Origin of the sequence: Streptomyces sp. AC512_CC834, from assembly GCF_019049325.1 — a bacterium.
GTDB lineage: Bacteria > Actinomycetota > Actinomycetes > Streptomycetales > Streptomycetaceae > Streptomyces.
Genome location: NZ_JAGMUO010000048.1, coordinates 52,477 through 64,963 on the forward strand (window position 1 = coordinate 52,477; position 12,487 = coordinate 64,963).

General features: G+C 71.1%; 12 protein-coding genes. 5 read left to right on the top strand and 7 right to left on the bottom strand.

Translation table 11 applies throughout. The annotated features are described in order from the left end of the window. Positions 1-80: 80 nt before the first annotated feature. Positions 81-731: a GntR family transcriptional regulator gene (locus KUM40_RS18675; RefSeq protein WP_217167120.1), complete on the bottom strand. Its 651-nt coding sequence runs from the start codon at positions 729-731 to the stop codon at positions 81-83. 176 nt (positions 732-907) lie between these two features. On the opposite strand from KUM40_RS18675, the gene KUM40_RS18680 reads away from it, so the two are divergent. Further along, a complete protein-coding gene (locus KUM40_RS18680) occupies positions 908-2,068 on the top strand; it encodes a Gfo/Idh/MocA family protein (RefSeq protein ID WP_217167121.1) in 1,161 nt (386 codons plus the stop codon). Positions 2,069-2,216: 148 nt separating this feature from the next. Here the strand turns inward: KUM40_RS18680 and KUM40_RS18685 are convergent, their stop codons facing one another. Next, positions 2,217-3,269 (bottom strand): LacI family DNA-binding transcriptional regulator, encoded by a 1,053-nt coding sequence (locus KUM40_RS18685; protein ID WP_217167122.1) that lies wholly within the window; start codon positions 3,267-3,269, stop codon positions 2,217-2,219. Between the two features lie 128 nt (positions 3,270-3,397). On the opposite strand from KUM40_RS18685, the gene KUM40_RS18690 reads away from it, so the two are divergent. Together KUM40_RS18690 and KUM40_RS18695 are read left to right on the top strand one after the other, a co-directional pair. After that, the gene (locus KUM40_RS18690; RefSeq protein WP_217167123.1) at positions 3,398-4,558 is read left to right on the top strand and encodes a phytanoyl-CoA dioxygenase family protein; all 1,161 of its coding nucleotides are present in this window, start codon (positions 3,398-3,400) and stop codon (positions 4,556-4,558) included. A gap of 199 nt (positions 4,559-4,757) precedes the next feature. Further along, the gene (locus KUM40_RS18695) at positions 4,758-5,762 is read left to right on the top strand and encodes a Gfo/Idh/MocA family oxidoreductase (RefSeq protein ID WP_217167124.1); all 1,005 of its coding nucleotides are present in this window, start codon (positions 4,758-4,760) and stop codon (positions 5,760-5,762) included. Positions 5,763-5,813: 51 nt separating this feature from the next. Here KUM40_RS18695 and KUM40_RS18700 read toward each other — a convergent pair whose 3' ends face one another. From KUM40_RS18700 to KUM40_RS18720, 5 genes are all read right to left on the bottom strand, one after another. Then, positions 5,814-6,227: a VOC family protein gene (locus KUM40_RS18700; protein WP_217167125.1), complete on the bottom strand. Its 414-nt coding sequence runs from the start codon at positions 6,225-6,227 to the stop codon at positions 5,814-5,816. Between the two features lie 124 nt (positions 6,228-6,351). Continuing rightward, complete coding sequence (locus KUM40_RS18705; protein ID WP_217167126.1) at positions 6,352-7,254, bottom strand: sugar phosphate isomerase/epimerase; 903 nt, start codon at positions 7,252-7,254, stop codon at positions 6,352-6,354. A 2-nt stretch (positions 7,255-7,256) separates the two neighbouring features. Then, positions 7,257-8,258, bottom strand: coding sequence for an ATP-binding cassette domain-containing protein (locus KUM40_RS18710; RefSeq protein WP_217167127.1), 1,002 nt, complete (start codon positions 8,256-8,258; stop codon positions 7,257-7,259). Between the two features lie 6 nt (positions 8,259-8,264). Then, positions 8,265-9,341 carry an ABC transporter permease gene (locus tag KUM40_RS18715; protein WP_217167128.1) on the bottom strand — a complete coding sequence of 359 codons (1,077 nt, stop codon included), beginning with the start codon at positions 9,339-9,341 and terminating at the stop codon, positions 8,265-8,267. Next, positions 9,341-10,363, bottom strand: coding sequence for a sugar ABC transporter substrate-binding protein (locus KUM40_RS18720; RefSeq protein ID WP_217167129.1), 1,023 nt, complete (start codon positions 10,361-10,363; stop codon positions 9,341-9,343). The genes KUM40_RS18715 and KUM40_RS18720 overlap by 1 nt, the downstream gene beginning before the upstream one ends. A 246-nt stretch (positions 10,364-10,609) precedes the next feature. Here KUM40_RS18720 and iolC point away from each other — a divergent pair, with 246 nt between their 5' ends. Together iolC and KUM40_RS18730 are read left to right on the top strand one after the other, a co-directional pair. After that, complete coding sequence (iolC, locus tag KUM40_RS18725) at positions 10,610-11,572, top strand: 5-dehydro-2-deoxygluconokinase (RefSeq protein ID WP_217167130.1); 963 nt, start codon at positions 10,610-10,612, stop codon at positions 11,570-11,572. Positions 11,573-11,585: 13 nt separating this feature from the next. Continuing rightward, positions 11,586-12,482 (top strand): deoxyribose-phosphate aldolase, encoded by an 897-nt coding sequence (locus KUM40_RS18730; RefSeq protein WP_217167131.1) that lies wholly within the window; start codon positions 11,586-11,588, stop codon positions 12,480-12,482. Positions 12,483-12,487: the final 5 nt, after the last annotated feature.

Genomic DNA, 12,487 nt, shown 5'->3' on the forward strand with positions numbered 1-12,487 from the left:
ACAGGTGGCGCCCGCCTCGGTGCGTGTCTGAGGTGCGTGCCTCACGTGGGTGCCTCAGGTGCGTGTGTCAGGTGCGTGTGTCAGTCGCGCAGCGCCTCGATCACGCTGGTGAGGTGGGCCCGGACGGCCGCCTCGGCGGCCTGTGGGTCCCTGGCCTCGATCGCCTCGATCATGGCCAGGTGCTCGTTCAGGGACTGCTGCGGGCGCCCCGGACGCAGCGCCAACTGGAAGCGGTGACGCACGAGTTGGGCGTTGAGTCGTTCCAGCAGTTCCACGGCCGTGAGCTGGCCGGAGAACTCCCGGATTCTGGCGTGGAGTTCGTGGTTGAGGTCCGAGTAGGTCAGCGGTTCCCCGTCGCCCACGGCCTTGCGCATCGCCGAGCCCAGGTCCTTGAGCCGGGCGATCTGCCCGTCGTCGACGGCGGCGGCGGCCTTGGCCGCGCAGAGCCCTTCGAGGACCAGGCGGCACTCGGTGATGGCGACCGCCTCCTCCACGGTCACCACCCGCACCCGTGAACCGCGGTTGCGGATGCGCTCGACGAGCCCCTGGGACTCCAGGTCGATCAGCGCGGCCCGGATGCTGGCCCGGGTCACGCCGAACTGCTCGGCGAGTTCGTTCTCCACCAGCCGCTGCGCGGGTGCCATGTCGCCGCGCAGGATCGCCTGTCGCAACTGCCCGAGCGCAAGCTGTTTGGCCTGCTCCCCGGTGCCCGGACGGGCTTGGTTCGGCATGGTTGCCCTCCCTGAGTGAGTGCCTGTCGAACGTAAATCTAGCCAAACAACATTGTCAACAATTTTGTTTGCGTTTTTCATGCTCCGATGTTTGTCCTGTCAAAAGGTTGACATGATGCGGATGCCCGCCCAGGGTGGCCTGGACAGATCACGGACAGGTCCGAAAAGGGGCTCTCATGGTCGACGCACTCGGTGTCGCGGTCGTCGGTTTCGGCTGGATGGGCCGGGTGCACACCCAGGCGTACGCCCGCGTCCGGCACCACTATCCGCACCTCGCGCTGCGCCCGGAACTGGTGACGGTCGCCGAGGAGGTGCCGGGGCGGGCCGAGGAGGCCGCCGCCCAGTTCGGGTTCGCCTCGACGACCCGCGACTGGCGCGAGGTGGCCGCCGACCCGCGCGTGCGGGCGGTCAGCATCACCGCGCCGAACTTCCTGCACCGGGAGATCGCCGTGACGATGGCCGAGGCGGGCAAGCACATCTGGATCGAGAAGCCCGTCGGACTGACCGCCGGGGACGCCCGCGCGGTGGCGGACGCGGTGGCCGAGGCCGGTGTACAGGGCGCCGTCGGCTTCAACTACCGCAACGCGCCCGCCGTCGAGGCCGCCCGCGACCTGATCGCCACCGGCGAGATCGGCGCCGTCACGCATGCCCGCATCCGTCTCTTCAGTGACTACGCGGCCCATCCCGAGGGCGCCCTGACGTGGCGCTTCGAGCGCGAGCGCGGCGGCAGCGGAGTACTGGGCGACCTGGCCTCGCACGGCGCCGACCTGGCCCGCTTCCTGCTCGGCGACATCGCGTCCCTGACCGCCGACACGGCGGTCTTCCTGCCCGAGCGGGCCCGCCCCACGACGGCCACGGCGGGTCACGCCCGGGCCGCGGGCGGCGAGCCGGGACCGGTCGAGAACGAGGACTACGTCGACTGCCTGCTGCGCTTCGCCTCCGGCGCCCGCGGTGTCCTGGAGGCCTGCCGGGTCTCGGTCGGCGAGCAGAACAACTACGGCTTCGAGGTGCACGGCACCAGGGGTGCGGTGTTCTGGGACTTCCGCCGCATGAACGAGCTGGGCGTCAGTCGCGGCACCGCGTACCAGGACCAGCCCGTCAGCACCGTCCATGTGGGCCCGGGGCACGGCGAGTTCGCCGCCTTCCAGCCGGGTGCCGCGAACGCCATGGGTTACGACGACCTGAAGGTGGTGGAGGCCTACCGCTTCCTGCGCTCGATCGCGGAGGGCGTCCCGCACGGCGCCACCCTGCCGGACGCGGTGCACAGCGCGACCGTTCTGGAGGCCATGACGCGGTCGGCGGAGAGCGGTGCGTGGGTCACTCCCGAGGTTCCGTGACGGCGTGCGGGCAGCGCCGCGACCCGACCGCCCACCGGCCGGGCGGGACCTTGCGGGGGACCGCGACGAGCCGGCTCCCCATGGCCGCCGGGCCGGTCGCCGGGGCGAAGGGGATACCGAGGAGGATGCCGAGGGGCGGCGCCGCACGTCACACGGACCCGGCCCCGGCCCCGGCCCCGGCCCCGGGCGGCATGTTGTAGGGCGTGACCACCTGGATCGCGGACGGCAGTGTCGGGCCCGCGGGCGGCAGCGCGCCGTGGGCCCGCATCACGAGCCGGCAGGCCTCCCGTACGTCCTGGCGCAGGTCGTGATGGAGCACGGCGGACAGCCGGTGCTCGCGCAGCAGGCGGGTGTTGTCCTGGTCGAGGTCGTGCGCGACGAACACCGCGCAGGAACGGCCGAGGTCGTCGAAGGCCCGCAGGGTGGCGATGTTGCCGCCGCCGATCGAGTACACGGCACGGATGTCCGGGTCGCGTTCCAGCGCGGCCCGGACCAGTTCGTACTGGGTGGCGTCCAGGCCCTGGCCCTCGGCGACCCCGACGAGCCGGCGCTCCGGGTGCCGGGCGCGCATGACACTCCGGAAGCCCATCTCGCGCTCCTCCTCGTTGCGGAAGAAGCCGCTGCTGAGACTGGTGAGGACGTTACCGGGCCGCTCGCCGAGCCACTGGCCCACGAGGTAGGCGGCGCTCGCACCGGCCGCCCGGTTGTCGATGCCGACGTAGCCGAGCCGGGTGCTGACGGGCAGGTCGGTCACCAGGGTCACGACGGGCACGCCCGCGGCGGTCAGCCGGTCCACCGCGGCGGCCACCTCGGGGACGTCCGGCGCCTTGAGGATCACTCCCTGCGAGCCGCGCCGGGCGATCCGGTCCAGGGTGGCGGTCAGTTCCCCGGCCGGGCCCGTCTGGCGGAAGTGGAAGCGGGAGCGTACGACGGCGGGGTGCAGGGAGGGCAGTTCGGCCTCGAGCGCGGCGCGCACGGCGGTGGAGAAGCGGTCCGGGGTCTGCATCACTATGTCGATCATGAAGGTGCGGCCGACCAGCCGGACCTGGGTGCGCTGCCGGTCCAGGTCGGCGATGGCCCGGCGCACCTCGTCCGCGGTGCTCTGCCGCACCCCGCCCCGGCCGTTGAGCACCCGGTCGACCGTGGCCTCGCTCAGGCCCGCCTGACGTGCGATCTCCCTGATCGGGAAGGGGTGGCCCATCACCGTCTCCTTGGTTTGACCACGGCTGCGGCTTGAGGGATTTTTGATGGCTGCCTGATGGTTGTTCGCCGCGTTTGTCAGGACAAGAATGGCAGCACCGCGTGGCCCCTGTCAGCGAAAGGACGCCGATGTCCTCCACTCCCGTCCCCGCCCACCGCGCCTGGCTCTCCGAAGGGGACTGCGACCTCGGCACGTTCCGCGCGCTCGTCGAGCGCGCCACCGACCCCGCCGCGTATCCGCGGGCCTGCGCCGTGGAGCGGAACGTCCCGGTCTACGAGGCCGGCCGGCTGCACGACGACCGGGAGACGGCGGCCGAACTGGTCCACGCCCTCGCCGACGGCCCCGGCATCGTCGTTCTCAAGGGCGCGTTCTGGGACCCGGCGGTCGTCGACCGGGCCACCGCCGTGTTCGACGCGCTGATCGACGGGCAGCGCGCCTCGGGCGCCGGCTCCGGCGACCACTTCGCCGCGCCCGGCGCCAACGACCGGGTGTGGAACGCCCTGGAGAAGGCGGCGCTGCACGACCCCGACGCGTTCGCCGAGTACTACGCCAACGAGACGCTCGCCCTGGTCGCCCGCGCCTGGCTCGGCCCCGGCTACCAGGTCACCTCGCAGATCAACGTGGTCAACCCGGGCGGCGCCGCCCAGACCGTGCACCGCGACTACCACCTGGGCTTCCTCTCGGGCGCAGTCGCCGCCGCGTACCCGGCGCACGTGCACCGCCTCTCCCCCGCGCTCACCCTCCAGGGCGCCGTCGCGCACCGCGACATGCCCGTGGAGTCGGGGCCCACGATGTACCTGCCGCACTCGCAGAAGTACGAGCCCGGCTACCTGGCCTGGCGGCTCCCCGAGTTCCGGGCCTATTTCGAGGCGCACCAGGTCCAACTACCGCTCGCCAAGGGCGACGCGGTCTTCTTCAACCCCGCGCTGTTCCACGCGGCCGGCACCAACCGCTCCGCGGACATCCGCCGCATGGCCAACCTGTTGCAGATCTCCTCCGCGTTCGGCCGTGCCATGGAGACCGTGGACCGGGAGGCGGTGGTGAACGCGGTCTACCCGGTACTGCTGAAGCGTCGTGCCGAGGGCGTGGGCGAGCAGTGGCTGGAGCATGTGATCGCCGCGAGCGCGGAGGGGTACCCCTTCCCGACGAACCTCGACAGCGACCCGCCGGTCGACGGCCTGGCCCCGCCCTCCCAGGCGGACGTCGTGCGGCGGGCGCTGCGCGAGGAGTGGACACCCGAGGCCCTGCGCGGAGAGCTGCGGGCGGGCCGCGACCGGCGAGAGACCTGAGGCACCTGCACACGACGGGACTTCTCTCTCCAGCCCGTCCGGCGCTTCTCTCCAGCCCGTCCGGCGTTTGAGGACGAGCCCGAAGGGCGACGGGGTCCGGGGCGCAGCCCCGGCCCGGACAGCACAACACCGCACAGCACAACACTGCACAACACAGCACGGCACAGCACAGCACAGCACACAAGGAGCAGCGGAGCGTATGCGTATCGGAATCCTCGGCCTCGGCCGCATCGGCGCCTTCCACGCCGAGACCCTCGCCGGACTTGACGCCGTCGACTCGCTGGTCGTCGCCGACCCGTTCGCGGACGCCGCGAAGTCGGCCGCGGAGCGGTTCGGCGCCGAGGTCGCGGACTCGCCCGAGGCGGTGCTGGCCGCCGGGGTGGACGGCGTGGTGATCGCCGCGGCGACCGACGCCCACCCGGCCCTGCTCCGCGCCGCCGTCGAGGCCGGCGTACCCGTATTCTGCGAGAAGCCCGTCGCCCGCACCATGGCGGAGGGCGTCGACGTGCTCAAGGCGGTCGCGGGCCACGACGTGCCGGTCCAGATCGGCCACAACCGCCGCTTCGACGCCGGGTTCGTCGCCGCGCGGGCGGCCGTGCGGGGCGGTGAGCTGGGCAAGCTGCACACCGTACGGTCGACCACGCTGGACCCGGCGCCGCCGCCCGCCGCCTACGTCGCCGCCTCCGGAGGCATCTTCCGGGACTGCTCGGTGCACGACTTCGACATCATCCGCTGGGTGACCGGCCGCGAGGTGAGCGAGGTGTACGCCGTCGGCGGCAACCGCGGCGCCGACTACATCAGGGAGTCGGGCGACGCCGACACCACCGGCGCCGTCCTCACCCTGGACGACGGCACGATCGCCGTGGTCTCCAACAGCCGCCACAACGCGCGGGGTCACGACGTCCGCATGGAGATCCACGGCTTCGAGGACTCCATCGCCGTCGGGCTGGAGGACAGGCTTCCGCTGCGCTCGGTCGAGCCCGGCGTGACCTTCCCGTCCGGCGTCCCCCACGACTTCTTCATGGACCGCTTCGCCGCCGCCTACCGCGCCGAGCTGACCGCGTTCACCGAGGTCGTCGCGGGCAGCCGTACGTCCCCCTGCACGATCGAGGACGCGCTGGAGGCGGGCTGGATCGCCGAGGCGTGCACCCTGTCCCTGCACGAGCACCGTCCGGTGACGATCGCGGAGGTACGGCGGGGCTGAGCGGGACGGCGGGGCGGCTGAGCGGAGCGGCGGAGCCGGCGGGCCGTGCGGTCAGCTCGCCGGCTCGCTGATGTTCACCATCCAGGGGACGCCGAACCGGTCCGTGCACATGCCGAAGACGTCGCCCCACATCTGCTTCTCCAGCGGCACGGCGACGGAGCCGCCGGCGGACAGCTTCTCCCAGTAGCCGCGCAGCTCGGCGTCGTCGTCGCCGCTGAGGCTCACCGAGAAGGTGTTCCCCGGGGTGTACTCCATCCCGGGCGGGGTGTCGGCGCCCATCAGGGTGAAGCCGCTCGGGGTCTCCAGCATGCCGTGCATGATCTTGTCGGTGTACGCGCTGTCCGGCATGCCGGCCGCGCCGAAGGTGTTCAGCGCCAGCGTGCCGCCGAACACCTGCTCGTAGAACTCCATCGCCTGTCGGGCGTCGCCGTCGAAGCTGAGGTAGGGGTTGAGACGCGAGGTCATGACTGCCTCCCGGAGCGGGACGAAGTGTCAGTGTGTCAGTGCTGCGCAGGCTAGCGCGCACCACTGACAACGGCCCGCCGGGCGGCGCACCGGCGGGACGTTCCCCCGCCGGCGCGCGTCGGTCTCAGGCGCCGCAGGACCGCAGGAACTGGCGGGTGCGCACCGCGATGGGCAGCGGCCTGTCCGGCTCGCAGGGGTACATGTCCTGCTCGACGATGGCGAACAGGTCCACGTCCAGTTTCTGGGCCGCCGTGAGCACCGGGCCGAGATCCGGCACGCCGGCCGGCGGTTCGCACATCACACCGCGCTGCACGGCGGGACCGAACGGCACCCCGCTCGCCCGCACCTCGGCGAGGATCTCCGGGTCGACCTGCTTGAGGTGGAGGTAGCCGACGCGCTCGCCGTAGGTCTCGACGAGCTTGACGCTGTCGCCGCCGCAGTAGGCGTAGTGGCCGGTGTCCAGGCAGAGGCTGACGAGGTCGGAGTCGGTGGCGTCGAGGAAGCGCTCGACGTGCTCCTCGGTGTCGATGTGGGTGTCGGCGTGCGGGTGGACGACGATGTCCAGGCCGTACGTCTCCCGCACCTCGTGGCCGAGGCGTTCCATGCCCTTGGTGAGGTGCGTCCACTGCTCGCCGGTCAGCTCCGGCGGTTCCAGGATCTCGGCGGTCTTGTCGTCGCGCCAGAAGGACGGGATGACGACGAGGTGCTTCGCGTCCATGGCCTGCGTCAGGGCGGCGACGCGGCTGACCTGTTCCCAGGTGGCGTCCCACTCGGAGGGGCCGCGGTGCAGCCCGCAGAAGATGGTGCCCGCGGAGACCTTGAGGCCGCGCCGGGTCACCTCGTCGGTGAGCCGGGCCGGGTCGGTGGGGAGGTAGCCGTAGGGGCCCAGCTCGATCCAGTCGTAGCCGGCCTCGGTGACCTCGTCCAGGAACCGTTCCCACGGCACCTGCTGGGGGTCGTCGGGGAACCACACGCCCCAGGAGTCGGGGGCCGAGCCGACGCGGATGCGGTCGAGGGCAGAGGGCATCTTCAGGCCTTCCCTTCGGCGGTGCCGGATGTGGCGCTGTCGGCCTTGTCAGTAACGCTGGTCTTCTCAGCAGTGTCGGGCACGGGGGCCTTCGCCGCATCGTCGGGGAGCGCGTCCACGTCGACCCCGCCGACCTGCGCCAGTTCGTGCTTGAGGGCGGCGAGTTCGGCGCCCCCGGCCATGTGGTTGGTGAGTGCCTCGAGGGTGATGTCGGCGCGGGCGGCGCTGAGTTCGAGGGTGCCCAGGCGCAGCACGCTGAAGTGGTCGCCGACCATGTAGGCGTGGTGGGGGTTGTGGGTGATGAAGACGACGCCGAGTCCGCGTTCGCGGGCGGCGGCGATGTACTTGAGGACCACCCCGGACTGCTTGACGCCGAGGGCGGCGGTGGGCTCGTCGAGGATGAGGACGCGGGCGCCGAAGTAGACGGCGCGGGCGATGGCGACGGACTGGCGCTGGCCGCCGGAGAGGGTGCCGATGGGCTGTTCCAGGTCGTCCAGGACGATGCCCATGTTGCGCAGTTCCTCGTCGGCGGTCCGCTTCATGCGGGCGATGTCGAGGCGGCGTACGGGCCAGGGGCCCTTGGTCATCTCGGAGCCGAGGAAGAAGTTCCGCCACACCGGCATCAGCGGGATGGTGGCGAGGTCCTGGTAGACCGTGGCGATGCCGCGGGCGAGGGCGTCGCGCGGGGTGGTGAAGCGCACGGTGTCGCCGTCGACGAGGAACTCGCCCTCGGTGTGCTGGTGCAGCCCGGAGATGATCTTGATGAGGGTGGACTTGCCGGCGCCGTTGTCGCCGAGCACGCAGGTCACCCGGCCGGGGTGGACGGTGAGGTCGACGCCGTGCAGGGCGCGGATGTTGCCGTAGGCCTTGCCGGCGCCGCGCAGTTCGACGATCGGCCGGTCCTGCTCGGGCACGGATTCGGGTGCGGGTTCGGGTTCGGAGTCGGCGAGGACGGCGCCGTGGGTGCCGGGGGCTCCGGGAGTTGCGGGGGTCTTGCTGGTCATTTCCGATCACCTCCGGGTCGCGGCGCGGCGGACGTACAGGTTGATGAGGACGGCGCCGAGGAGCATCACGCCGAGGAAGGCCTTGAACCAGTCGGGGTTCCAGCCGGCGAAGACGATGCCCTGGTTCACCATGCCGAACATGAAGGCGCCGAAGACCGGGCCGATGGCGGAGCCGTAGCCGCCGGTGAGCAGGCAGCCGCCGATGACGGCCGCGGCGATGTAGATCAGCTCCTGGCCGACTCCTTCACCGGACTGCACGGTGTTGAAGGAGAACAACTGGTGCATGCCGACGAACCAGGCGCCGAAGCCGACCAGCATGAACAGCGTGATCTTGGTGAAGGTGACGGGCACGCCGACCGCGCGGGCGGACTCCTTGCTGCCGCCGACGGCGAAGATCCAGTTGCCGTACTTGGTGCGCAGCAGCACCCAGGTGGCCAGGGCGGCGAAGACCAGCCACCACACCACCGTGATCTTCACCTGGACGCCGCCGACGTCGAAGGACGAGGCGAACAGGGACTTGGCCTGGTCGAAGCCGTCCATGTCGCTGATGTCGTCGGTGGCGACGTTGCCGGTGACGAGCTTGGTGACGGCGAGGTTGACGCCCTGGAGGATCAGGAAGGTGGCCAGCGTGACCAGGAAGCTCGGCAGTCCGGTCTTCACCAGCACCCAGCCGTTGAAGGCGCCGACGGCGAGCGAGACCACGAGGGCGACGATCACGCCCATCCAGACGTTCATGGTCAGTTGGTAGCTGATCATGGCGGCGGTGAGCGCCGAGGTGACCACGGCGACACCGGCCGACAGGTCGAACTCGCCGCCGATCATCAGCAGGGCGACGGGCAGCGCCATGATGCCGATGGTGGACGACTGGTACAGCACCGTCGCCATGGAGCCGCCGTCGCGGAGCGAGGGGGCGGCGATCAGGAAGAAGACGAACACGGCGACGGCACCGAGGAAGACCCCGACCTCGGGCCGGGCGAGCAGCCGCAGCGCCAGCGGGCGCTCGCGGGTCCGCCCGTCGGCCTTCCCCGGGCCGGGGGCCGGCGGTGTGGTCACCGCCGGCTCAGCCTGTTGGGCCATGCTCATCACCGGGTGCCCTTCGAGGCGAACTCGGCGACGGCCTTCACATTGGACTTGTCGACGAAGGCCGGACCGGTCAGCACCGGCTGCTCACCGCCGCCGCTGTAGTTGCCGTTGTTCTCGTAGAGCCACAGGCCGTCGACCGCGAGGTAGCCCTGGAGGTAGGGCTGCTGGTCGACGGCGAACTCGATGTCGCCCTTCTCGATGGCGCCGGTGAGTTCCTTGTTGAGGTCGAAGGTGGCGATCTTGGCCTTGCTGCCGCCCTCGTCCACCGCCTTCACGGCGGTCATGGCGAACGGGGCGCCGAGGGTGACGAGGTGGTCGATGTCCTCGTCCTGCTTGAGCTTGGCGGTGATGGTCGACTTCACCGAGGGCATGTCGGTGCCGTTGACGTAGAGGTTCTCGATCGAGCCCTCGAAGGTCTTCTTCACGCCCTCGCAACGCTGGGTCAGGCCGACGTTGCCCTGCTCGTGGATCACACAGACGGCCTTCTTGGCCCCGTCCTCGTTGAGCCGCTTGCCGAGCGCCTCACCCGCCACACTCTCGTCCTGGCCGAAGAACTCCAGCAGGCCGAGCTTCTTCCAGTCCGCGAGGCCGGAGTTGAGCCCGACCACGGGTATGCCGGCCTTCTCGGCCTTGCCGAGGACGCTCCTGAGGGCGTCCGGCTTGGCGAGGGTGACGGCGATGCCGTCGACCTTCTGGTCGATGGCGTTCTGCACCAGGTTGGCCTGGTTGCCCGCGTTCGGGTCGGCGGAGTAGACGAGCTTGATGTTGTCCTTGGCGGCGGCGGCCTCCGCGCCCTTGCGGACGATGTCCCAGAAGGTGTCGCCGGGTGCCTGGTGGGTGACCAGGGCGACGGTCATGCGGGGGGTGTTCGCCTTGCCCGCCGAGGCGCCCGAATCGCCCTCGTCGTCGGCCTCCTTCCCGCCCGAGCTGCTCGAGCAGCCGGCGAGGGTCAGGGCCGCGGCGGCGGCGAGAGCCACCGCGGGGGCGAATCTGCGGGAGCGGGCGTGCGAAGAGCGGTCCATCTTTCCTGCACCTCACTGTGCGAACTGTGCGAACTGTGCGACGGGGAAGCCGTGTGCCAGACCAGAGAAGAACGACTGTTGCGCTGGGACCGGATACAAGTCCTTGAGGCGCCCGCTGTCAATACTTTGTCAAGACATCATTTCACTCGCAGGTCCGAATGTAAGTACAAAGTATTGACACGGTCGCCTCGGAGTCATACACCTGGGAGGCGGCAGGCCCCCCGCCCAGCCCGAGGAGCGTCGCACATGGCCGAGTCAGTCCAGCATTTCGATCTGATCACGATGGGTCGCATCGGGGTCGATCTCTATCCCTTGCAGACGGGCGTACCCCTGGCGGAGGTTGAGACCTTCGGCAAGTTTCTCGGCGGTTCGGCCTCCAACGTGGCGGTCGCCGCCGCCCGGCTCGGCCGCGCCGCGGCCGTCATCACCCGCACGGGCGACGACCCCTTCGGCGGCTATCTGCACCGGGCGCTCAAGGAGTTCGGCGTCGACGACCGCTGGGTCACGCCGGTCGCCGCCCACCCGACTCCGGTCACGTTCTGCGAGATCTTCCCGCCGGACGACTTCCCGCTGTACTTCTACCGCCGGCCCAAGGCGCCCGACCTGGAGATCCATCCGGAAGAGCTGGACCTCGACGCGATCCGGGCGGCCGGTATCTTCTGGATGACCGGCACCGGACTCAGTGAGGAACCGAGCCGTACGGCGACCCTGGCCGCCCTCGCCCACCGCGCGAAGGCCGGCACCACGGTCTTCGACCTGGACTGGCGCCCCATGTTCTGGGCCGACCCGGACCAGGCCCGCCCGTACTACGCGGAGGCGCTGCGGCACGCGACCGTCGCGGTCGGCAATCTGGACGAGTGCGAGATCGCCACGGGCGTACGCGAGCCCCGCGCCTGCGCCGAGGCACTGCTGGCCGCCGGAGTGGAACTGGCCGTCGTCAAGCAGGGTCCGAAGGGCGTCCTCGCCGTCCACCGCGACGGCCGCCGCGCCGAAGTGCCGCCCGTCCCGGTCGAGGTGGTCAACGGCCTCGGCGCGGGCGACGCGTTCGGCGGCTCCCTGTGCCACGGTCTGCTCTCCGGCTGGGAGCTGGAGCGGATCATGCGGTACGCCAACGCGGCCGGCGCCCTCGTCGCCTCCCGTCTCGCCTGTTCCTCCGCGATGCCCACCGAGGCTGAGGTCGACGACCTCCTCGCGCGAGCCACTCCCTGAACGGAGCAACCCCTTGTCCCTCAGCATCTCCAGCATCCCGGACCTCACCGCGGTCAGAGCCCGGCACCCGGAGGCCGTCGCGGAGGCCGCCGCCCGCCGGGTACGCCGCCCGCTGATCGGCGACTCCGGCCGGCTGATGATCGTGGCCGCCGACCATCCGGCGCGCGGCGCGCTCGGCGTCGGCGACCGCCGGCTCGCCATGGCCAACCGGGCCGACCTGCTGGAACGTCTGTGCACCGCGCTGTCCAGGACCGGCGTCGACGGAGTGCTCGCCACCGCCGACGTGCTGGAGGACCTGCTGCTGCTCGGGGTGCTGGAGAACAGGGTCGTCATGGGGTCGATGAACCGCGGCGGCCTCGCGGGCGCCGCCTTCGAGATGGACGACCGTTTCACCGGCCACCGCGCCGAGGACATCGCCCGCCTGCGCTTCGACGCGGGCAAACTGCTGGTGCGCATCGACTACGACGACCCCGGCTCGCTGACCACCCTGGAGGCGAGCGCCCGCGCGGTCGACGCCATGGCCGAGCGCCGACTGCCTTTGTTCGTCGAGCCGTTCATCTCCCGACGGGTCGAGGGCCGGCTCCGCAACGACCTGTCGGCCGAGGCCGTCACCCGCTCCATCGCCATCGCCTCGGGCCTCGGGGGCACCTCCGCCTACACCTGGCTGAAACTGCCCGTCACCCACGACCCGGACGACATGGCCGAGGTCCTGGAGACCTCCACGCTGCCCGCGGTCCTGCTCGGCGGCGACATAGGCGGCTCCCCCGCGGACCAGACCGCGGCCTACGAACGCTGGCGCAAGGCACTGCGGCTGCCCACCGTGCAGGGCATGGTCGTCGGCCGCTCGCTGCTCTACCCGGCCGAGGGCAGCGTGGAACAGGCGGTGGACACGGCCGTCGGACTGCTGTGACCGAG